This window comes from Catenulispora sp. GAS73, from assembly GCF_041262085.1.
Taxonomy (GTDB): domain Bacteria; phylum Actinomycetota; class Actinomycetes; order Streptomycetales; family Catenulisporaceae; genus Catenulispora.
In genome coordinates this window covers 186,239-206,550 of the sequence record NZ_JBGCCM010000007.1, presented here as the reverse complement: position 1 = coordinate 206,550, position 20,312 = coordinate 186,239, and the positions used below count along the sequence as shown (strand labels likewise).

16 protein-coding genes are annotated in these 20,312 nt (G+C 70.6%); 10 read left to right on the top strand and 6 right to left on the bottom strand.

Annotated elements, in window-relative coordinates; all coding sequences use genetic code 11:
- Positions 1-40: 40 nt before the first annotated feature.
- The gene (locus ABH935_RS12895; RefSeq protein WP_370378090.1) at positions 41-736 is read right to left on the bottom strand and encodes an aspartate/glutamate racemase family protein; all 696 of its coding nucleotides are present in this window, start codon (positions 734-736) and stop codon (positions 41-43) included.
- A 219-nt stretch (positions 737-955) separates the two neighbouring features.
- Here ABH935_RS12895 and ABH935_RS12890 point away from each other — a divergent pair, with 219 nt between their 5' ends.
- Both ABH935_RS12890 and ABH935_RS12885 read left to right on the top strand, forming a co-directional pair.
- On the top strand, positions 956-3,781 hold the full coding sequence (locus ABH935_RS12890) for a BTAD domain-containing putative transcriptional regulator (protein WP_370378089.1): 2,826 nt from the start codon (positions 956-958) through the stop codon (positions 3,779-3,781).
- Positions 3,782-3,885: 104 nt separating this feature from the next.
- Entirely contained in the window at positions 3,886-4,938 is a 1,053-nt protein-coding gene (locus ABH935_RS12885) for an alpha/beta fold hydrolase (RefSeq protein ID WP_370378088.1), read from the top strand.
- A 63-nt stretch (positions 4,939-5,001) separates the two neighbouring features.
- Here ABH935_RS12885 and ABH935_RS12880 read toward each other — a convergent pair whose 3' ends face one another.
- Positions 5,002-5,538 (bottom strand): MarR family winged helix-turn-helix transcriptional regulator, encoded by a 537-nt coding sequence (locus ABH935_RS12880; RefSeq protein ID WP_370378087.1) that lies wholly within the window; start codon positions 5,536-5,538, stop codon positions 5,002-5,004.
- 82 nt (positions 5,539-5,620) lie between these two features.
- On the opposite strand from ABH935_RS12880, the gene ABH935_RS12875 reads away from it, so the two are divergent.
- From ABH935_RS12875 to ABH935_RS12855, 5 genes are all read left to right on the top strand, one after another.
- The gene (locus ABH935_RS12875) at positions 5,621-6,529 is read left to right on the top strand and encodes an alcohol dehydrogenase catalytic domain-containing protein (RefSeq protein ID WP_370378086.1); all 909 of its coding nucleotides are present in this window, start codon (positions 5,621-5,623) and stop codon (positions 6,527-6,529) included.
- Between the two features lie 67 nt (positions 6,530-6,596).
- Positions 6,597-6,980 carry a limonene-1,2-epoxide hydrolase family protein gene (locus ABH935_RS12870; RefSeq protein WP_370378085.1) on the top strand — a complete coding sequence of 128 codons (384 nt, stop codon included), beginning with the start codon at positions 6,597-6,599 and terminating at the stop codon, positions 6,978-6,980.
- A 323-nt stretch (positions 6,981-7,303) separates the two neighbouring features.
- On the top strand, positions 7,304-9,424 hold the full coding sequence (locus tag ABH935_RS12865; protein ID WP_370378084.1) for a chitosanase: 2,121 nt from the start codon (positions 7,304-7,306) through the stop codon (positions 9,422-9,424).
- Between the two features lie 94 nt (positions 9,425-9,518).
- Entirely contained in the window at positions 9,519-10,835 is a 1,317-nt protein-coding gene (locus tag ABH935_RS12860) for an MFS transporter (RefSeq protein ID WP_370378083.1), read from the top strand.
- A complete protein-coding gene (locus tag ABH935_RS12855) occupies positions 10,832-11,857 on the top strand; it encodes a TolB family protein (protein ID WP_370378082.1) in 1,026 nt (341 codons plus the stop codon). The genes ABH935_RS12860 and ABH935_RS12855 overlap by 4 nt, the downstream gene beginning before the upstream one ends.
- On the opposite strand, the gene ABH935_RS12850 is transcribed toward ABH935_RS12855, so the two are convergent.
- Positions 11,854-12,693, bottom strand: a complete 840-nt coding sequence (locus ABH935_RS12850) for a LysR family transcriptional regulator (protein ID WP_370378081.1) — start codon at positions 12,691-12,693, stop codon at positions 11,854-11,856. The two genes, ABH935_RS12855 and ABH935_RS12850, sit on opposite strands and share 4 nt — an antisense overlap.
- Before the next feature lie 105 nt (positions 12,694-12,798).
- Between ABH935_RS12850 and ABH935_RS12845 the strand changes: the two genes are divergently transcribed.
- Positions 12,799-13,524, top strand: coding sequence for an SDR family NAD(P)-dependent oxidoreductase (locus ABH935_RS12845; protein WP_370378080.1), 726 nt, complete (start codon positions 12,799-12,801; stop codon positions 13,522-13,524).
- 18 nt (positions 13,525-13,542) lie between these two features.
- On the opposite strand, the gene ABH935_RS12840 is transcribed toward ABH935_RS12845, so the two are convergent.
- Positions 13,543-14,814 carry a peptidase S8 gene (locus ABH935_RS12840; protein ID WP_370378079.1) on the bottom strand — a complete coding sequence of 424 codons (1,272 nt, stop codon included), beginning with the start codon at positions 14,812-14,814 and terminating at the stop codon, positions 13,543-13,545.
- 14 nt (positions 14,815-14,828) lie between these two features.
- Positions 14,829-16,826, bottom strand: coding sequence for a hypothetical protein (locus ABH935_RS12835; protein ID WP_370378078.1), 1,998 nt, complete (start codon positions 16,824-16,826; stop codon positions 14,829-14,831).
- A 216-nt stretch (positions 16,827-17,042) separates the two neighbouring features.
- Here ABH935_RS12835 and ABH935_RS12830 point away from each other — a divergent pair, with 216 nt between their 5' ends.
- Both ABH935_RS12830 and ABH935_RS12825 read left to right on the top strand, forming a co-directional pair.
- Positions 17,043-17,591 (top strand): SigE family RNA polymerase sigma factor, encoded by a 549-nt coding sequence (locus ABH935_RS12830; protein WP_370378077.1) that lies wholly within the window; start codon positions 17,043-17,045, stop codon positions 17,589-17,591.
- Entirely contained in the window at positions 17,588-19,120 is a 1,533-nt protein-coding gene (locus ABH935_RS12825) for a hypothetical protein (protein WP_370378076.1), read from the top strand. The genes ABH935_RS12830 and ABH935_RS12825 overlap by 4 nt, the downstream gene beginning before the upstream one ends.
- Positions 19,121-19,190: 70 nt before the next feature.
- On the opposite strand, the gene ABH935_RS12820 is transcribed toward ABH935_RS12825, so the two are convergent.
- Entirely contained in the window at positions 19,191-20,261 is a 1,071-nt protein-coding gene (locus tag ABH935_RS12820) for a zinc-dependent alcohol dehydrogenase family protein (RefSeq protein WP_370378075.1), read from the bottom strand.
- Positions 20,262-20,312 lie beyond the last annotated feature (51 nt).

Here is a 20,312-nt window from a genome sequence, read left to right as displayed (position 1 = left end):
CCTCCGGCCGGTGGAGACATCGGCCGGAGGCGGCTTCGGGTTATGCGGGTTTCAGGGCCCAGTCCAGCGCTGCCTCGATGTGGAGCAGGGTCGTGTCATACACCGGCAGTGGACTGGTTTCCTGGTCGAGGAGCAGTCCGATTTCGGTGCAGCCGAGGATGACGGCTTGCGCGCCGTTCTGTTTCAGCGACTCGACCACCTCGATGTAGGCCTGTCGTGAGTGGTCGAGGACTTTGCCCAGGCACAGCTCGTCATAGATGACGTTGTGTACGAGGGTGCGGCCGGGCTCATCGGGCGTGACCACGGTCAGGCCCCGACGTTCCAGGATCGAGCGGTAGAAGTCCTGCTCCATGGTGTAGCGGGTGCCCAACAGCCCGACCGTGCGGACGTCGTCCGCCAGCAACGCGTCGGCGGTGCCCTCGGCGATGTGCAGGATCGGGATGGTGACCGCCGCGCTGATGTCGTCGATGACGCGATGCATGGTGTTGGTGCACAGCACCAGGCACTCGGCCCCGCCGGCTTCCAAGCGCCGAGCCCAGGATGCGAGGTAGGCGCCTGCTTCGTCCCAGGCCCCGCGCTCCTGCATCCGCTCCACTTCAGCGAAGTCGACGGAAGCGACCAGACACCGTGCCGAGTGCAGACCACCCAGGCGCTCGCGGACCCCGCGATTGAGGCCCTGGTAGTAGGTGAGCGTCGATTCCCAGCTCATTCCACCCAGCAGTCCGACCAACTTCATGACGCCGTCTCCTGTTCTCCTCCACCGTCGGCATCTCTCAGTATCGTCGTGCTGCGGTGATCACGGAGGGGGCCTGCGATGTTCGGCGGACAAGGGTTGTCATTCGGGGTACTCGGGGCGCTCGAATGCCGGTGGGACGGGGTGCCGGTGCCGTTGGGCGGGCCGACGCAGGAGCGGCTTGTCGTCCTTCTGGTCTCGGCGGCCGGGAGGCCTGTGCCGATGCCTGACCTCGTTCGTGAGGTCTGGGACGAACGTCCGCCCGCCACGGCTGTCCATCAGATCCGGAAGATGATCGCCGCGCTGCGTCGTCGGATTCCTGACGGCGCCGGGGTGCTGCGGACCGTCGGCTCGGGCTATCAGCTGGTGACGGCGGACGCGCAGGTGGATGCCGGCTGCTTCGCCGCGCTCGTCGATCGGGCGCGGACTGTGCGTCCGAAGGAGGCCGCGGAGCTGCTGCGGGAGGCGCTGGGGCTGTGGCGGGGGCCGATTCCCGCGCAGGGGACTGTGATCGAGGCGTGGGCCGCGGGCTTGGAGGAACAACGGCTGACCGCCGTGGAGGACCTGCTGGCGACGCGGCTGGAGCTGGGCGCCGGGTCCGAGCTCGTCGGCGAGGTGCGGCAGCTGGTCGGCCTGCACCCGCTGCGGGAGCGGCTGCGCGGGCAGCTGATGACCGCGCTGTATCGCGGAGGCCGGCAGGTCGAAGCCCTCCAGGAGTACGAACGCGTCCGCTCGGTCCTGGCCGAGGAGCTCGGCGTGGACCCGGGTCCGGAGCTGCGCAGGCTTCACACGGACATGCTCCGCAACGCCCCCGACGTCTCCGCCGGCCACCCTCGTCGCTCCGCTCCCTGCTCGCTGCCGTACGACCTTCCCGATTTCGTGGGCCGGGTCGCCGAACTCCACGAGCTGACGCAAGACCATCGGGACGGCGCGCACGTGCGGATCGTCCTGATCGAGGGGATGGGCGGCTCCGGGAAGACCACCTTGGCCGTGCACGCCGCGCACCGCCTCGCCGAGCGGTACCCGGACGGCCAGCTCTACCTCGATCTCGGCGGCTTCACCGCGGGCCGCGAGCCGCTCGACGTCGGCGGCTCGCTGGCCGTCCTGCTGCGCGGTCTGGCCGTCCCGGTCTCCGACATCCCGGGCGACCTGGCCGCCCGCACCGCCCTGTGGCGGATCACCACGGCTGATCGCAGGATCCTGCTGCTGTTGGACAACGCCGCGGGCGCCGAGCAGCTGCGGCCTCTGCTCCCGGCCTCGCCGGGCTGCCTCGTCCTGGCCACGAGCCGGGTCCGGCTGGCCGCCGTGGACGGGGCCCGGGTCCTGCCGCTCGGTGCGCTGACCGAGCACGACAGCAAGGATCTGGTGGCGCGGGTCGTCGGCCGGGACCGTGCGGACGCCGATCCGGAGGCGCTGGCCGCGCTGGTCGAGCAGTGCGGACGGCTGCCCCTGGCCCTGCGGATCGCGGCCCGGCGACTGGCCGACCGGCCGCTGTGGAACCTGGGCTATCTCGCCGACCGCCTGAGCCACGGTCCCGGCCGGCTGTCGGAGCTCGCCTCGGGTCAGCGGAGCGTGGCGGCGAGCATCGGCCTGTCCTACGAGGTGATGGACGCCGACGCCCGCGAGTCGTTCCGCTCGCTGGGCCTGTTCCCCGGCCGCGATCTGGACGCCCGGGCAGCCGCCGCGCTGCTCGGCACACCCGTTCACCAGGCCGAGCGGTGCCTGGAGGCGCTCCTGGACGTGAACCTGCTGGAGCAGCATGTGGCCGGGCGCTACGTCTTCCACGATCTGGTGCGCGACTTCGCGCGATCGCTACCGTCGCCGGACGGAGACCGCGACGCCGGCGCCGTCGGCAGGCTGACCGACCACTACTTGCGGTGGGCGGCTGCCGCCGTGGGCGTGTTGTTTCCGGGGCGCTGCGCGTTCGACAGCACGCCGGCCGACGGTCCGCCTCCGGTCTTCGAGAGTGGGGAAGCGGCGTCAGCGTGGTTGGAGCTCGAACAGGACAATGCGACGGCGACGGCGCTGAAGGCCGGCGAGTACGGGCTGGGGCGCGAGGCGGTGGCTTTGTTCTCCGCGATCGGCCGCAACCGGCTCACCCGCCGCCCCGAGCGCGCCGCGTGGGCCGGGCACTGCGAGTCCCTGCTGGCCGTGATCCGCCGGTCCGACGATCCGGGACTGCTGTGCGCCGCACTCAGCCAGACGGCGGCCGCCTACTGGTCCGTCGGGCTCACCGGGGCCGGACGGGTTCTGGCCGAAGAAGCGCTCGCCCTGGCGGAGAAGGAGGGAACGCCCGTCGCCCTGGCCCAACGTCTGTCCACCCTCGGATGTTTCGTCAGCACCCTCGGCGACTACCCGCAGGCCATCTGGATGCTGACGCGGGCCGTACAGATCTTCCGCAGCTGCGACAGCGCCGCGACATCCGTCCTGACGCTGGTCAACCTCGCCTCGGCCCAGCACGCGATCGGTGACCACGAAGGCAGCCTGGCCAGCGCGGTCGAGGCGCTGGGGATCTACGAAGGCCTGGGGACCCATCCCCACATGCCCTTGGCCCTGCTCGACATCGGCAACGCCGAGATCGCGCTGGGCCGCTGGGAGACGGCGCGGGACCGCTTCGCCGAGGCCTACGCGGTCGTGGACCGTACCGGAGCGGAGGCGGACCGGCCGATCGTCATGACGTCTTTGGGGCGCATCCATCACCTGCTCGGGGACGAACAGCAGGCGAGCCGGTGGTTCGGCCGCGCCCGCGAGTGTCTGCGCGGACCCGTCGAGCCCTTCGCGGCCATCAGGATGCTGAGTATGCTCGGGGCCGCCGAGTGTGATCGGGGCCGGTACGAGTCCGCGCTGCGTGATCACCGGGACGCCCACGCTCGCGCCGTGGAGGTGGAGTTTCGCCGGGGTGTCGCGTTGTCCTTGCACGGCATGGCCGCTGCCGAGGACGGTCTCGGCCGGACCGCGGAGGCCCGTGCGCATCGCGCGGAAGCCGCCGGGCACTATGCGGCGATGGGCATCGAACAGGACGTCGGGCTGCCGTTGGTGCGGTGCTGATCCGACGGGTATCGAGTCGGGACCGTGTGGGTATCGACTGCCGCGACCCTGGTGGCGAGCGCCCTCCGATACCGGCCGGCGCCAGTCACCGAGTAGGGATCCGCATGAGCTACGAATTCCCGGTGGACGCCGCCGCCCTCTACGGCGAGCGGCGTCCCCAGTTCATCAACCAGGGTCTGCCCGCCGCCGATCTGGACGAGGCGATGAGCCGGGTCACCGATGTCTGGTCCGATCGGCCGGGAGGCTGGACGTACGAGTTCTCCGCGCTGGCGGCCCGCTATGCCGAGGCCGGCGAGCACTATCAGTCCGCTCTGGCGTATGGCGTGGCGCGGTTCCCGACGCTGGCCGACGAGGCGAAGCGGGAGGCCCTGACCCGGCAGATCGAGCAGTACGTGAAGGCCGCGCCGACGTTCCCCGTCGCCTTCGAGCGCCGCGTGTTGGATATTCCCTATCTCGGCGGCACGACCCCGGTGCCGGTGCACATCTTGTCCGCGACCGCGGATCCGGCCGCGCGGCCGGTGGTGATCCTCAGCGGCGGGCTGGACAGCTGGAAGGTGGACCTGCACGTCCTGGCGGTGGCGTTCGCCCGGACGGCGGACGTGACGGTGGTGGCGTTCGACCACCCGGGCACCGGCGAGACCCGTGCCCGGCTGGACGAGCACGCCGTGGACGTGATCGACGGCCTCATCGCCGTGGCCCGCGAGCTGGGCGACGGCCGTGTCGCGCACGCGGGGTTCTCGTTCGGCGCCAACCTGTCGGGTGCCTCGGGGCTGCGCGGCGTGGTCGATGCCGCGATCGACCTGGGCGGACCGATGGTCGGCTCGTTCACCCCGGCCAACTTCGAGCACCTCATGTTCGGCATGCGCGACATCGCCGGCAACGCGTTCGGCTTCGAGGCGATCCCGACCCTGGACGAGCTGATGGCGGCAGTCGGGCCCTTCGAGCGCTCCGACCTGCTGTCCCGCGACGAGAACTGCCCGATGCTGGTGGTGAACGGCGCCGACGACGTGCACGTCGTCCAGGCGGACACCCTCGTGTTCGAAGGCCGCCGGGACACCGAGGTCCACCTGATCCCGGGCACCGGGCACTGCGCCGCCTCGAAGCTTCCGGAGGTGGTCGACCTGATGGCCGAGTGGCTGCGGGCCCGCTTCGCCTGACGTTCTTGCTTGAAGTTCCCGACTGCGGAGGGGATGCCGGGCCGGTTGGGGTGACCGGCCCGGTCACTCGTCCTGGGGTGGCGGCGGCCAGTCCACCGGCGCCGGCAGCGTGCCGTGCGCGATGATGTTCGCGTAGACGCTCTCCAGCGCCTGGCTGAGCGGCCCGACCAGCTCGCGCGGCAAGCCGTCGAAGAACAGGCGGCGTACGAGGTCCACGTGTCCCACCGCCGCGGCTTCGAGCACCTCGCGGCCGTGCCGGGTCAGGCTCACCTCGGTCACGCGCCGGTCGTTCGCGGACGGGCCGCAGCTCACCAGGTCCCGGTCGGCCATCCGCCGCACGTGGTGCGAGACCCGGCTGCGCTCCCAGCCGATCTGCGCGGCCAGCACCGTGATCGGCATCAGGCCGCCGTCGGCGACGCTCAGGGCCGTCAGGACGTCGTAGTCCGGCAGGGACAGGTCGCTGTCGGACTGCAGCTGGCGATTCATTTCGTAGGTCAGCCGCAGCTGCACCCGGATGTACGCCAGCCAGGCCCGTTGCTGCTCGCCGTCGAGCCACCCGCCCTCGGGCACCGGCGCGCCGCGGTTGGCATTGCGTGACATGTCACCTATGCTTTCTGTTGAGCACAACGTGGAGCCGTGCCAGCCTCATTCTCGCGCGGGCCGCCAGGAGCAGGAGGTACCCATGCCGTACGCAGCAGTGCTCACCGGATACGGATCGCCCGAGACGCTCGTGTGGTCGCAGGTCGCCCTGCCGGAACCCGGACCGGGCCAGATCAGGATGCGGGTCCACGCGGCGGGGGTCGGGCCGACCGATCTGAAGATCCGCCGCGGCGACCTCCGGGCAGTCTTCCCGTTGCCCGAGCCCGCCGTGCTCGGCTTCGAGGCCGCCGGCACCGTCGACGCCCTCGGCTCGGGCGTGACCGGCGTGTCGGTGGGTGACGAGGTCGCCGCCCAACTGCCCGCGCTCGGCGGGTACGGCGAATACGCCCTCGCCTCGGCCTGGACCGCCAAACCGGCCACCGTCAGCTGGGCCGACGCCGCAGCGCTGCCGGCTTCGGCCGAAGCCGCTGTCGGCGTCCTGCGCCAGCTCGGCGTCACCTCCGGCGAGACCCTGCTCGTCCTCGGCGGCGGAGGGTCGGTCGGCGTGATCGCCACTCAGCTGGCCGTGTCCCAGGGCCTCACGGTCTTCAGTGCCACCGGCCCGAGCGACGAGCGGTTCGCCGAGGAACTCGGCGCGATCCCGGTCCGCTACGGATCGGCGCTGCTGGAGCGGATGCGCGCACACGTCGACAAGGTGGACGCCGTCTTCGACGCCGCGGGCAGGGGCGGCCTGCGCGACGCCGTCGAACTCGCGGGCGGCCCGGCGCGCGTGATCACCCTCGCGGACGAGCACGCGGCCGACTTCGGCGTGGCCCTGTCCGCCCCGACCCCGGACCGTGCCCCCGACGCGGTCGAGCTGACCATGCCGCTCCTGGCTTCCGGACGACTCCGGCTGCGCGCGCAGCGGCTGCTGCCGATGCGGGACGCCGCGCAGGCGCACGCCCTGCTCGAAGCCGGCACGGCACACGAAAAGCTCGTCCTCGCCGCGTAGCGCGGCTATCGCAGCACGCTGTCACGTTCGATCGCAGACCGCAGTCGCAGACCGCAGGAGGAGTCAGATGGAGAGCCCCATCGAGGTGGTGCGTAGGTTCTGCGCGGCGTGGTCGGACAACGCCGACGCCGCCGAGCTGGCAGCGTTCTTCACCGACGACGCCACCTACCACAACATCCCCCTGGCACCGGTCCACGGCCGGGAAGCCATCGCCCAAACCATCGCCACGTTCATCCGCCCCGGTGCGCCGGGCATCGAGCACATCGAGTTCCGCGTCATCAACATCGCGGCCAACGGGCCGATCGTGATGACCGAACGGGTGGACGTCTTCAGGCTCCCCGGCAAATCGTTCGAGCTGCCGGTCATGGGGACGTTCGAGGTGACCGACGGCAGGATCGACGCCTGGCGCGACTACTTCGACCTGAGCCAGTTCACCACCCGGATGGGATGAGTCCGCCACTGAGTCAGTAGGCTGACCTCGGAGGACGACTTCTGGTAAACCTTCTTGACAAGCGCGTATCGGCGCATGTAGGTATTCATATCAGCGGCTTGGCGTGAAAGTTCCGAACCGGACACGCTCAGAGGGAATCTGACCCGGCTGCCTGCGGCCCCATGCCGTCTTCTCGTTGCGGAAAGCGCCTGTGGCGATGTGCTGGGCGCTGCCGTTCCCCCATCGCATCGAGGGCAGCGTCCCTCAAGGAGACTGACATGCGATCTCGGCACCCCTTTGTGCGTCCCGGGCGCACACGTCCACCGCTGACTGCGGAACCCCTCTTGGCCACGAAGAAGCGCCGCGCGCTTGTGGCCGCCGGCGCGGCCTTCGCGCTCGTCGCGCTCGGCGTGGCGTCGACCGCTGCCGCGGGGTCGTCCCCGGCGTCCTCGTCCTCCTCGTTCTCGACCTCGGCCGCGGGTCTGCCCGTGTACGACCACATCGTGCTGGTCACCGAGGAGAACAAGTATTACGACGACATCGTCGGCAGCAGCTCCGCGCCGTACATCAACTCCCTGATCACGCAGGGCGCGTCGTTCACGAACTTCCACGGCACGACGCATCCGAGTCAGGGCAACTACGTGGCCTTGTTCTCCGGCTCGCTGCACGGGGTCAACTCCGACGACTGTCCCTATAACTTCAGCGCCGACAACCTCGGCAACCAGCTGCTGACCAGCGGTCACAGCTTCGTCGGCTACTCCGAGAGCCTGCCCGCGGACGGCTCGAAGGACTGCGGCGACGACGGAAGCGGTGGCTACGCCCGCAAGCACAACGGCTGGGTCGACTTCGCCGACATCCCGGCGAGCTCGAACCTGCGCTTCAGCCGCTTCCCGACGGACTTCAGCCGGCTGCCCACCGTGTCGTTCGTGACGCCGAACCTCGACGACGACATGCACGACGGCACGGTCCAGGCCGGCGACACCTGGCTGCGCGACCACCTCGACGGCTACGCGCAGTGGGCCAAGGCGCACAACAGCCTGCTGATCGTGACCTGGGACGAGAACGACGGCGACGACTCCGACAACCAGATCGCCACCGTGATCGTCGGCGCCCACGTCACGCTGGGCGCCAGCAGCGGCACCCGCTACAACCACTACTCGCTGCTGCGCACCATGGAGGACGTCTACGGCCTGCCGGCGCTGGGCAGCGCGGCCACGGCCGGCGATATCTCCGGCATCTGGGATCAGGGTGGACCCCCGCCGACGTCCCCGACTTCGCCGACCTCGCCGCCTGGCGGCGGCACGGACCTCGCGGTGAACCGGTCGGCCACCGCGTCCTCCATGGAGAGCTCGTCGCTGGGAGCGGCCAACGCCTTCGACGGCAAGCTGACGACGAGGTGGGCCAGCAAGGAAGGCTCGGATCCGCAGTGGATCTCCGTCGATCTGGGAGCGGACACGGCGATCAACCGGGTCAAGCTGAGCTGGGAGGCCGCGTACGGCAAGGCCTACACGATCCAGACCTCCGACGACGACAAAACCTGGACGACCGTCTTCTCCACGACCACCGGCCACGGCGGAACCGAGGACCTGACCGTCAACGGCCACGGCCGCTACGTCCGCATGTACGGCACCAAACGCGGCACCTCCTACGGCTACTCGCTCTACGAGTTCGGCGTCTACGGCCCGGCGTCGGCCGTGGCGGCCCCGGCTGTTCAGGCTGCTCAGGCCGCTCCGCCGGCGAACGCGCCAGTAGCGAGCGACCTGACCGATCCGCGTAAGAAGGAAGCCGCGATGGAACTGGTCTCCAGCGCGCAGAACTCTTCGCTGGACTGGAAATCGCAGTACGCGTCCATCGAGGACATCAGCGACGGCCGCGGCTACACCGCCGGAACCGCCGGATTCAGCTCCGCCAACGGCACGCTGCTCGACCTGGTGAACCTCTACACCCAGCGGGTCCCGCACAACGTGCTCGCCGCGTACCTGCCGGCGCTGCGCGCGGTCAACGGCAGCAGCTCGCACCTCGGGCTGGACCCGGACTTCACCTCCGCCTGGCACACCGCCGCCTTGGACCCGGCGTTCCAGCGTGCCCAGACCGACGAGACGGACCGCCTCTACTTCAACCCCGCGGTCGCCCAGGCCAAGGCGGACGGCCTGCACGCGCTGGGGCAGTTCGCCTACTTCGACGCGATGATCGCGAACGGCTCCCGGACGGATCCGGCCGGCTTCACCGCGATCCGCGCCGCGGCCCTGAAGCAGGCCCGCACGCCTGCGCAGGGCGGTGACGAGGCGACGTACATCAACGCCTTCCTCGGCGCTCGCAAGGCCGCGATGCACGCCTCGGCCGCGCGTGAGGACACCAGCCGCATCGACACCGAACAGCAGGTCTTCCTCGCTAAGGGCAATCTGAACCTGAACGCGCCCCTGACGTGGCAGACCGACGGCGACGCGTACCACCTCGCCGACTGACGCCGGCTCGCCCTCCTACCGCTTCCGGTGGGCACATCGCTGAGGCGTGCCCACCGGAAGCCCCCGCTCGCGCAGTCAGTCTGAGAGGACGGACATGTACATCTCGTCGGCGCGCGTGAATCCCACCGATGTAGCCGCTTCGCAGATCTCTTCACAGATCTCAGAGAACTCGGCGATCGCGGTCGGCTCCGCGGCGTCTGAAGATTCCGCACCGGCCCGCCCCCGCGCGGCCGTGGCCCCCAACGTCCTGGCGTTGGGCTCGGTCAGCCTGGTCACCGACATCTCCTCGGAGATGATCACGGCGGTGCTGCCGATGTATGTGATCTTCACCCTGGGCCTGAGCCCGCTCCAGTTCGGCGCGCTCAACGGTCTGTACTTCGGCGTCACCGCGCTGGTGCGGCTGGCCGGCGGGCACGCGGCCGACCGGTGGCAGCGCCGTAAGCTCGTGGCGGGCAGCGGCTACGCGTTGTCCGCACTGTGCAAACTGGGCCTGCTGACCGCCGGTTCCTCGGTGTCGGCGCTCGGCGTCGTCATCGCCGCCGACCGCACCGGGAAAGGGCTGCGTACCGGGCCTCGGGACGCGCTGATCTCTTTGAGCAGCACACCGGAGACCCTCGGCCGTTCGTTCGGCGTGCATCGTGCGCTGGACACCGTCGGGGCGTTCCTGGGGCCGGTCGTCGCGTTCGGCCTGCTGCTGGCGAACCCGGAGCGCTACGACACCGTCTTCGTCGCCAGCTTCGGCATCGCGGCGTTCGGCGTTGTGATGCTGGCCGTGCTGGTCCGTGACCGGACGGAGGCCGTCGACCGGGAGAACCCGGTTTCTGTGGGCGCCGCGCTTCGGCTTCTGCTGCTGCCGCGATTCCGCCGGGTCTGCGTCGCCGCCCTGCTGTTGGGCGCCGTGGCGCTCAGCGACTCCTTCGTGTACCTGCTCCTGCAACAGCGCCTTGATATCTCGGCCGAGTACTTCCCGCTGCTGCCGCTCGGCACCACGGCCTCGTACTTGCTGCTCGCCGTCCCGTTCGGGCAGCTCGCCGATCGGGTCGGGAGGATCCGGGTGTTCGTCGGCGGTTATGCCGCCCTGCTGTGCGCCTACCTGATGTTGTTCGGTCCCGTGGGCGGCGTGGTGTTGCTGCTGCCCACCCTCGTGCTGCACGGCGTGTTCTACGCCGCCACCGACGGCGTCCTGATGGCCGCAGTCGGGCCGATGCTGCCCGCGCATCTGCGGGCGAGCGGCATGGCCCTGATCCAGACCGGCCAGTCGGTGGCGCTGCTGGCGTCCTCGGTGCTCTTCGGCGCGGCCTGGGACCGATGGGGCCTGCACGCGGCCATCGCGCTGGCCGTGGTCTCTTTGGCCGCCGCGATCCTCGCGGCCCTGTGGATCCTCCCGTTGGCGAAGGAAAGCAATACATGAACACGCGTGTACGAGTACTGATACTGACGGTCTCCGGGCTGTTGGCGGCCACTGCGATCACCGGGTACGTGGTGAACGCCCATGGTGCCGCCGCCGGTGATTCCCCGACCGGCAGCATCGATCTCGGGACGGCTGGGCGGGCTGGGAAGGCTGGGGCGGCCGGGACGATCCTCTTCCGCGACACCGCGCCGGGGCCCGACTTCGGCCACGTGGCGTCTGTGCCGGCTGCCCGTCCGGACGCCGTGCCGACCGTCAGCAGCACCCTGTGCGATCGCTTCTATGCCGCGCACGGCACCGCGATCTGTTTGCGGCGCGGAGGTGCGCTGCCCGCCACCTATGCCAGCGTCCTGGACCACTCGCTGCATCAGGTTCGCCAGGTCAAGACCGCCGGTTTTCCCAACCGCGCGCGGGTTTCGGCCAGCGGCACGATGGTGTCCTGGACGACCTTCGTCCAGGGTGATTCCTACCTGGCCGACGACTTCTCCACTCGGACGTCCATCCTGGACACCAGGACCGGTCGGCTCATCGACAACGTCGAGAGCATTCCCCTCACGCTCGACGGTAAGCCGTACCACGCGGCGGACGTGAACTACTGGGGCGTCACCTTCGCCGCCGACGACAACACCTTCTACGCCACGGTGCGGACCGGGGGCCGCACCTACCTCGTCCAGGGCGACTTTCGTGCCTGGACCGCGCGGACGTTGCGGGAGAACGTCGAATGCCCCTCCTTGTCACCCGACGGCACGCGCATCGTGTTCAAGAAGCGCGTCAACGCCAGCGCGAACCGGCCCTGGCGCCTGTACGTCCTCGACCTGCGGACCATGCGGGAGACGCCGCTGGCGGAGGAGCACAGCGTCGACGATCAGGCGGCCTGGCTCGACGACCAGACGGTCATGTACGGCCGGCCGCGTCAGTCCGGCGGTGACTGGGACGTCTGGGCCGTGCCCGCCGACGGCGGGGGAGAGCCGCGTGTTCTGATTCATGACGCGAGTTCGCCGGCGTCTCAGGATGGAAGAAGCTAGAGGCGGGTCGCGGTGCGGACCAGGTCGGCGACGGCTTTCGATCTGCTGTGCGGTGGCCAGGCGATGACGGTCGTGACGGCCGGCGCGTCCGGCACCGGCACCGTCGCGTGATCGTCGCGCAGGTGGGCCCGGAGCGACTCGGGCACGACCGCGCAGGCTCGTCCGAGAGCGATCAGCTGGAACAGTTGGGTGTGGTCGCGTACCTGAGGGCCGGGTCCGTCCGGATAGCCGCCGCCCTGTCGGGGCCAGCGTGGCAGGGGTGGGTCTGTCAGGGTGCTGATCTCCGCCATCGACAGCTGGGGTCGGTCGGCCAGGGGGTGCCCCGCGGGCAGGACCAGGACCTGCTGTTCGGTGTGCAGGTCCTCGGTGTCGAGTCCGGCCGTGGTGTCGAAGGGCCGCTGGAGCAGGGCGACGTCGGCGCGCCCGTCGCGCAGCCGCCGCTCCTGCTCGCCGGGCCCGCACAGCGTCACCTCGACGGCGACCGCGCCGGGCTCGGCGGCGTAGGCGTCCAGCAGCTTCGACAACAGTTCGCTGGACGCTCCGGCTTTCGTGGCCAGCACCACACCGGGCTGTTCGGCAGCCGCGCGGCGGGTGCGGCGCTCGGCGGCTTCGACCGCGTCGAGCGCGGCCCGGGCCTCCCGCAGCAGCACCGATCCGGCCTCGGTCAAGGCGACCGCGCGAGCGGTGCGGTGCAGCAGAACCACTCCGAGCCGCCGCTCAAGTTGCTGGATCGCCCGCGACAGCGGCGGTTGCGCCATGGCGAGCCGCTGCGCCGCCCGCCCGAAGTGCAGCTCCTCCGCGACGGCGACGAAGTATCGCAGCTCTCGCGTCTCCACCGCGTCATCGTATCCGGCGCTCACCACCGCCGATATCCGTGCGGTATCGCCGCCCACCCAGCCGGTCTTGGACGTCCCACCCGGGTCCGCACCACGATCGATGCCATGAGTGGACAGACAATCGCGCTGGTGACAGGTGCGAACAAGGGAATCGGATACGAGATCGCGGCGGGCCTGGGCGCCCTCGGCTGGCGAATCGGCGTCGGCGCGCGGGATCAACAGCGCCGCGACACCGCGGTGGAGAAGCTGCGCGCGGCCGGGACCGACGCGTTCGGTGTTCCGCTCGACGTGGCGGACGACGCGAGCGTGGCCGCCGCGGCCGGGCTGGTCGCCGACCGCGTCGGCGGGCTCGACGTCCTGGTCAACAACGCCGCGATCACCGGCGGCTTTCCGCAGACGCCCACCACGGTCGATCCCGCGACCGTCCGAGACGTCGTGGAGACCAACGTGATCGGGGTCGTCCGCGTCACCAACGCGATGCTGCCCATGCTGCGCGGCTCGGCCTCGCCCCGGATCGTGAACATGTCCAGCAGCGTCGGCTCGCTCACCCTGCAGACCACGCCCGGCATCGACCTGGGCCCGGTTCCCGCCGCGTACTTGGCGTCCAAGACCTTCCTCAACGCCGTCACCGTCCAATACGCCAAGGAACTGAGCGACACCGACATCCTGATCAACGCCGGCTGCCCCGGCTTCACCGCCACCGACCTCAACGGCTTCCAAGGCGTCCGCACTCCGCACCAGGGCGCGGCGATCGCGATTCGCCTCGCGACCCTGTCCGACGACGGACCGACCGGCGGATTCTTCGACGACGCCGGGCCGGTGCCCTGGTGACAGGGCACCGGCCCACGACTAGAACGCGGAGAGCCCGTTCGGCGAGCCCATCCCCGTCGGCCCGTCGTATCCGACAACTGCGTTGCACTGGTAGTCGCCGCCGCACACCGTGCTCGGGGCGTTCGAGCCGCCGACGACGTCGTTCAGGCCCGCTTGTGCGGACGGTGCGTAGAGCGTCGAGGCGTTCGGGTACTTGGCGGGGTTGCCGGCCAGGGCTATGACGCCGGCGATGAACGGCGAGGAGGCGCTGGTGCCGCCGACGACGATCCAGCCGGGCGCGCCGTAGTCGGTGAGGTACACCGCCGGGCCGGTGTTCGGGTCGGCGTCGGCGGAGACGTCGGCGACCATGCGGCCGGGGCAGTTGGGGTCGGTCTGCCAGGCGGGCTTGTCGACCCAGGCCGAGCAGCCGCTGGCGGCGCCGTTCCACGCCGTCTCGGACCAGCCGCGGGTGTTCGCGGCCTTGGTCAGCGAGGTGCCGCCGACCGAGATGACGGAGGAGAACACGGCCGGCTCGTTCGGGATGCCGTAGCCGCGGTCGCCGGAGGAGGCGGTGATCGCGACGCCGGGATGTGAGTAGTACGCGGCGTCGGCGGGCGTGTCGCTGGACTCGGTGGCGCCGTAGCTGTTGGAGACCTCGGTGGCGCCGAGCTTGACCGCGGTGTTCACCGACGTGCCCAGGTCCACGCCGCTGGCCTGGTCGGTTTCCACCAGCAAGATCTCGCACTGCGGACACGCCGCCGAGACCATGTCCAGGTCCAGGGCGATCTCCACGCCCCAGTTCTGGTCGGCCGGCAGCGGGGAGGCCGCGCCGCGCTCGTTGACCTTGTGGAAGCAGCCGTTGGCGGTGGTGCAGGCCGGTAGGCCGTAGGTGGAGCGGTAGACGGCGAGGTCCGCCTCGGCCTGTGGGTCGTCCCCGGCATCGACGATCGCAACAGTCTGGTTCGCCCCGCCGGTCATCGGCAGGTTGTACGCGGAGTGCAGGTCCGCCGGTCCGAAACCGACCGGAGCGGCTGCCGCCGTGGCGGGCTTGCCGGCGGTGCCGGTTGCGCGGCTGATGTGGGCGGGCTCGTGGACGTCGGTGCGGATCTCGGCGAAGCAGCGGTCGAAACCGGGCTTCGGTGTGCCGCACACGTCCTTCACGTTACTCGTGGTGGTGGCAGCGGTGGCGGTGGCGGCGGCGTAGGAGGGTGTGGCGGCGTCGGCCGGTGCCACGGCCACCGCGATCACATTGACGGTCAGAATGCCGGCCGCGAACGTGCTCAGCACCCTGCGATTGGCGAATCGACTCATGGTTCTGATTCCCCTCAGCCGATGGTGTAGGCGTTGGCGACGGTCTGCGTGATGGATCCGCCGAGTACGTCGGTGGCGGTCACCTTCAGCCAGGGCGTGCCGCCCTTGGCGCCGTTCTTCCACAACGCGACGAAGTGGTTCGGGCCGGCCGGGATCACCGAGACCGGGGTCCAGGTCGCACCCTTGTCGGAGGACACTGAAATGGTCTCGGCCGTGATCGCGGCGTTCGCGCCGGCCGTGCCGTAGGACTGGTGGCCGACCGTCAGCAGCAGCGCCGCCACCGGGCCGTGGCTGGTGTTCGAGGCGTCCGTGGCCAGCTGGTAGTTCAGGTTCAGTACCGGCAGGATCGAGCACGGCGTGGTGCTGGCGCCTTGGGCGTAGCAGATGTCGGCGACTGGGAAGGTCCACGCCGGGTCCGGCGTCGGGGTGTAGGGCACGGTGATGTCGGTGTGCGTCGCCGTGGACTGCGCGAGCGGGAGCTGGCTGAGGTCCTGGTCGAACACCAGGCGGTAGGTGCCGGGCTGCTGGGACTGGCCGGTGAGTTCGGTCCAGGGGTAGCCGCTCTGCGAGGCGATCTGGACACCGTCGCGGTAGATGGTGAACGTACTGTTCTCCGGGCCCACCGGCCCGCCGACGGTGTCCGGATTGCTGTCCTGAAGCGCGTCCATCCCCAGGTCCACGACGCTGCCGTCGGCGCAGGAACGGCACGGCGCGTCACCCTGATAGCGCCCGGCCTGCGGGGTCAGGGGGCCGTGGCCCCAGGTCCGCCAGGACTCGGTCGGACCGGTGTAGGCCGGGTTGAACGTCTGCAGATCGATCATCGGCGGTGCGATGCCGGCGGCCGGCGCGTCGGGGATGACGTCCCGGACGTACTCCGCGCCGCCGGCCGGCGGGCCGTAGTACGTGGTGAGGGTTCCCGGGACCGTGACGGGGTAGACGCGGCCGATCCCCGTGCCCCTGGGAAAGACCGATCCGGTCAGGTACACGCCCTTGTGGGACGTGAAGCCGGGGTCGTTGTCGAACGAGTTGTGGATCGTGCCGAGTGTCGAGGCGTCGATCCGGTAGCTCTGGTTCGCGGCGATGTGGTCGGACGCCGGGAACATCACGTCGTAGAGGTAGAGGTCCACGGTCCCGGCCGGGCTGGAGGCTCCCCAGCCCAGCACCTGGTACGTGAAACCGCCGACCTGCGCCGGCGCGGTCGCGTTCGTGTACGTGGGCCCGACGGCCGGGGTCATCAGGACACTGGTCTGCCCGTTGAGGTCGGTGCGGTTGTCCAGCAGGATTCCGTTGTCGTGCACCGCCGGGCGCGGCGTCGTGGCCGTCACTTGGGAGGTCGCGGCTCGCTCGTCGGCGGTCACGGTGCTCACGCCGCCTCCGGCGACGGTGATGTCGAGCTGGACCACCTGGCGCAGCGTGGGGATGTTCGTCTTCGGATCGGTCTCGGTGAACAGCGTGGTGGCCGAGTAGTGGCCGGTCGGCACCGCGACCCGGGCCACGCCGTTGGTCAACGGGATCGGGTTGCTCCAGCGGTTGGAGTCGTCGACGTCGGTGAGGAAGGTGATGCCGGCGGCGGCTTCGCCGTCCATGCCTGTGCCGTTGATCTGCACGATCCCCATCGGGAAGTGCGGGATCACCGCAGGCTTGTTTGACGTACTCAGCGCCGGGACCTCGTATTGCGACGCGACGAACTGGGCCGGCGCGGCCAGGACGGACTCGGGGATGACGTAGGAATGCTGCGCGTTCGGGGCGTAGCGGACGGCGGGGACGTTGCTGCCGTCGGGGGCCATCACCGCGACGGTAGAGCCCTGGCCGGAACCGATGATGACAACCCGGTCGCCGTTCGGCAGGGTGCTGATCTGCGGTGCGGTGGCGGTGGTGGCGGCGGCGAGTGGCCGGGCCGCAGACGTGGCGGCCGTGCTGGCCGTGGTGGCCGTGGCGGCGCCGTCCACGGTGACCACAGCCAATGCGATGGCCGCCGAAAGCGTCGAGACACGGCGGATGCGTGCTAGCACAAGCGTTTCCTCCAGATCATCGCCACGGCTCCGGGACGCGGGACGTGCGGACCGGAACCATGGGCTGTCATGAACTAGAGACGATGTGAGCCAGGTGGTAGGTCTCGCAGGACTCTGAGTCCGCTTCCTGATGGCGAGAACCGAGCCGGATGACAACCTTTCCGGGCACCGTCCTCGTATAGCGAGGCGATACCGAGGAGTCGGGGGAGGAGATCGATGCGCAGACCTGATGACGGTGAGTTCACGAAACTGGTGGCGGCCAGATCACTGGCGCTGCGGCGGATGGCGTACCTGATGTGCGGGGACTGGACCCAGGCGGAGGACCTGGTGCAGATCGCCTTCATCAAGCTGCACGCGGCCTGGGGGCGGGTCCGTTCGGAGCAGGGCGTCGACGCATACCTGCGCACCACGCTGCTGCGCGCCTGCATCGACGAGAAGCGGCGCGCGCACTGGCGGCGCGAGCAGCCCTCGTCGGACGCCATGCCCGACCCGGCCGCGGCCCACGACAGCGCGGTGGCCAGGGTGTCCGACCGGGACGTCGTGGTGGCGGCGCTGCGCCGGCTGCCGCCCGGGCAGCGCGCGGTCCTCGTCCTGCGCTTCTTCGACGACCAGGACATCCAGGCCACGGCCCGGCTGCTCGGCGTCTCGACCGGCACCGTCAAGAGCCAGACCGCACGCGGTCTGGCGGCGATGCGCTCGATCCTGCCCGACCCCGCTCGCCCCGGCGGCGAGGAACTCCTCACGGCGAAGAAGGAGCAGTCATGACCGAAGACGGCGAGTGGATGCGGGAAGTGTTCGACACGACGCGGGGAGAGGAGGAGCCGATCTGGTACGCCGACGCGCAGGCCATGATCGGCGGCGGCGACCGCCGGCGGCGGCTGCGGACCGTCGGGGCCGGGAGCGGATCGCTCGCCGTGGTCGCGGTGGCGGCGACGATCGCGGTGAGCCTGGCCGCGCCGGGCGGCGGCGGACGGTCGACGACGGCGCCGCCGACGACGTCACCGGCGACCTCCCCGACCAAGCCGTCGGCGCCGCCGACCCTGTCGGACGGGACGGTCCTGGACCGGGTCGCCTTCCTGCCCGCGGAGGTCAAAGACATGAGTCTCGGCAACGGCGTCGCGCCGACGTCCATCGATGTGCCCGAACCGGCGGTGTCGGACATGGGGGTCCTGCTGGCGGGGCTGGACCCGACGTCCTCGCACATCGTCCCGATGCCCAACCAGGGAACCCCGGCCAAGGCCGTGCCGTTCGGTGACGCGAGCGGCGACAACATCGCCACCCTCCAGATCAACTCCTCCTGGACGCCGAACGGCAAGCCGACCGCGCGGGGCGGCTCGGCCGGGCTTCCGGTCTCGCCGAGCGGCAACCTGCTCACGCGGTTCCTGGACGGCGACGAGGCGAAGTTCCAGCCGGCGATGCCCGGCTGCGGGGCCGCGGGCGTGCTGGGGGAGACCTGGTCGAATCTCAACGCGGACCCCTCCAACCTCGACGGTCCGGACCGGGTGGCTTGGGGTGCGTGCGACCACCGCCAGCTCGGGGACGGGTCGGTCCTGGCGAGCACGACGAAGTCGTTCGGCAAGCTCACGGCGATCTTCGTGATGCGGCAGTTCCCCGGCGGTGCCGGGACGGTGGAGACCCTTTGGCTGAACTACTCGATCAAGGACGGCGCGAACGGCGTGGGGCCGAACCCGGACACGGTGCTCTCGCCGTCGCCGATCACCGTGCGGGACCTGACGGGCGTGCTGTCCGGCGGCGGCCTCGCCCCCGGCCTGAAGGCGGCTGCCGCCGTCACGGTGCCGCCGACGCTGCTTCAGGTGGCTGACTTCGGTGCGGGGTGGCGTCTCGACCTGACGGGCACGCCCAACCGGCCGTCCACGCTGGTGACCGACGCGTGCGCGAGCGACCAGTCGGATCTGGTCGGCTCGACCGTGCCGGACTACACCTTCGCCGGTCCGACGCCCAGCGGGTTGAACGTCCGGGCCGACGTCCTCCGGCTGACGGTGAAGTCCGGGACCGGGGCCCAGAAGCTCGCCGACCTCCGCAAGCAGGCGGAGACCGGATGCGGGACCACGACCGTGGCCTCACTGCCGAGCGGGATCGGGGACGGCGGCTTCGTCGAGAACATTCCCGGGCTGCCGAGCAAGACGTGGAACGTGTTCGTCCGCTTCGGCGACGTCGTGATCCAGGTCGACGTCAACAGCCCGGAGGGCGCGTCTTCCTTCACGCAGGCCGACAAGCAGTGGGTCACCGGCCTCGGCGCGAAGATCGCGTCGCGGTTCGCTGCGAAGGGCTGAGGCGGCGTCGCTTCGGCCCTCGCACACCCCGCCGCCCGGCCGGATCACTCTCCGGCCGGGCACGGCGGTGTCAGGAAGCTGACCCGCCTTCGGGCCTGTCCGGACCCGTGTCGCTGCCGACGGCGACGGCGACTTTGCCTCGGCGGCTTCCCGAGGCCACGGCCTGATGCGCCTCGCCGACGGTGCCCAGGTGGTAGGGCGTCGGGTCGACGATGGGGGTGATCAAGCCCCGGTCCACCAGGTCCGCCGCGGCGGCCAGCGCGTTGCCGTGGTGCGCGCGGTGCTTTCCGGTGAGCAGCGGCAAGAGGGTGAACACGCCGGAGTAGCTGGCGCCGCGGAAGCTCAGCGGCGCCAGGCTGTGCTCGCCCCAGCCCAGGATGCTGACGACCCGGCCGGTGTAGGGCCGCACCGCGGCGAAGGAGAGGTCGAGGGTGGCTCCGCCGACGGTGTCGAAGACGATGTCGAAGCCTTCCCTGCCGGTCGCCGTCTGGACGTACTCCTGCATGGACGTCGCGCGGTAGTCGATCGGCTCGGCACCCAGGCCGCGAATGGTCTCCAGGTTCGCTTCGCTGCCGGTGGCGAAGACCGTGGCGCCGTTCGCGAGCGCCAGCTGCACCGCGATGTGCCCCACGCCGCCGGCGCCGCCGTGCACCAGCACGAGCTGGCGCGGGCCGACTCCGGCCCGGTCCACCAGCCCTTCCCAGGCGGTGATCAGGGCCAGCGGCAGCGCCGCCGCCTCGACCATGTTCAGCCGGGCGGGCTTGCGGGCCAGCAGGTCGGCGTCCACGGCCGCGTATTCGGCCAGCGTGCCGGGCAGCTCCCCGACGCCGCCGGCCATGCCGTAGACCTCGTCCCCGACGTCGAACCGCGTCACCCCGGCGCCGACCTCGGTGACGACCCCGGCGAGGTCGATGCCGAGCACCTGCGGCGGCTTGACCTGCGCATGCCCCGCCGCCCCGCCCTTGATCTTGATGTCCAGCGGATTCACGCTGCTGGCCTCGACCCGCACCAGGACCTCACCGCGGCCGGGCGTCGGCCGCTCGACGCTGCGCAGCGTCGGCTCGACGCCGAACTCCTCCAGGACGACGGCGCGCATCTGCGGGCGCTCCGGGGTCGGGCGGTCGTTGCTGTCGGCTGGCATGGACTACTCCTTGTCGGGACCAGTATCGGCGGTCAGGGTGGACGGCGACAC

Excerpts from the sequence above, each read along its gene's own strand:
- ABH935_RS12880 (WP_370378087.1), bottom strand. The coding sequence starts at position 5,538 with ATGTCACGCAATGCCAACCGCGGCGCGCCGGTGCCCGAGGGCGGGTGG.
- ABH935_RS12845 (WP_370378080.1), top strand. The coding sequence starts at position 12,799 with ATGAGTGGACAGACAATCGCGCTGGTGACAGGTGCGAACAAGGGAATC.
- ABH935_RS12890 (WP_370378089.1), top strand. The coding sequence starts at position 956 with ATGCCTGACCTCGTTCGTGAGGTCTGGGACGAACGTCCGCCCGCCACG.
- ABH935_RS12825 (WP_370378076.1), top strand. The coding sequence starts at position 17,588 with ATGACCGAAGACGGCGAGTGGATGCGGGAAGTGTTCGACACGACGCGG.
- ABH935_RS12885 (WP_370378088.1), top strand. The coding sequence starts at position 3,886 with ATGAGCTACGAATTCCCGGTGGACGCCGCCGCCCTCTACGGCGAGCGG.
- ABH935_RS12855 (WP_370378082.1), top strand. The coding sequence starts at position 10,832 with ATGAACACGCGTGTACGAGTACTGATACTGACGGTCTCCGGGCTGTTG.
- ABH935_RS12830 (WP_370378077.1), top strand. The coding sequence starts at position 17,043 with ATGCGCAGACCTGATGACGGTGAGTTCACGAAACTGGTGGCGGCCAGA.
- ABH935_RS12895 (WP_370378090.1), bottom strand. The coding sequence starts at position 736 with ATGAAGTTGGTCGGACTGCTGGGTGGAATGAGCTGGGAATCGACGCTC.
- ABH935_RS12860 (WP_370378083.1), top strand. The coding sequence starts at position 9,519 with ATGTACATCTCGTCGGCGCGCGTGAATCCCACCGATGTAGCCGCTTCG.
- ABH935_RS12875 (WP_370378086.1), top strand. The coding sequence starts at position 5,621 with ATGCCGTACGCAGCAGTGCTCACCGGATACGGATCGCCCGAGACGCTC.
- ABH935_RS12870 (WP_370378085.1), top strand. The coding sequence starts at position 6,597 with ATGGAGAGCCCCATCGAGGTGGTGCGTAGGTTCTGCGCGGCGTGGTCG.
- ABH935_RS12840 (WP_370378079.1), bottom strand. The coding sequence starts at position 14,814 with ATGAGTCGATTCGCCAATCGCAGGGTGCTGAGCACGTTCGCGGCCGGC.
- ABH935_RS12820 (WP_370378075.1), bottom strand. The coding sequence starts at position 20,261 with ATGCCAGCCGACAGCAACGACCGCCCGACCCCGGAGCGCCCGCAGATG.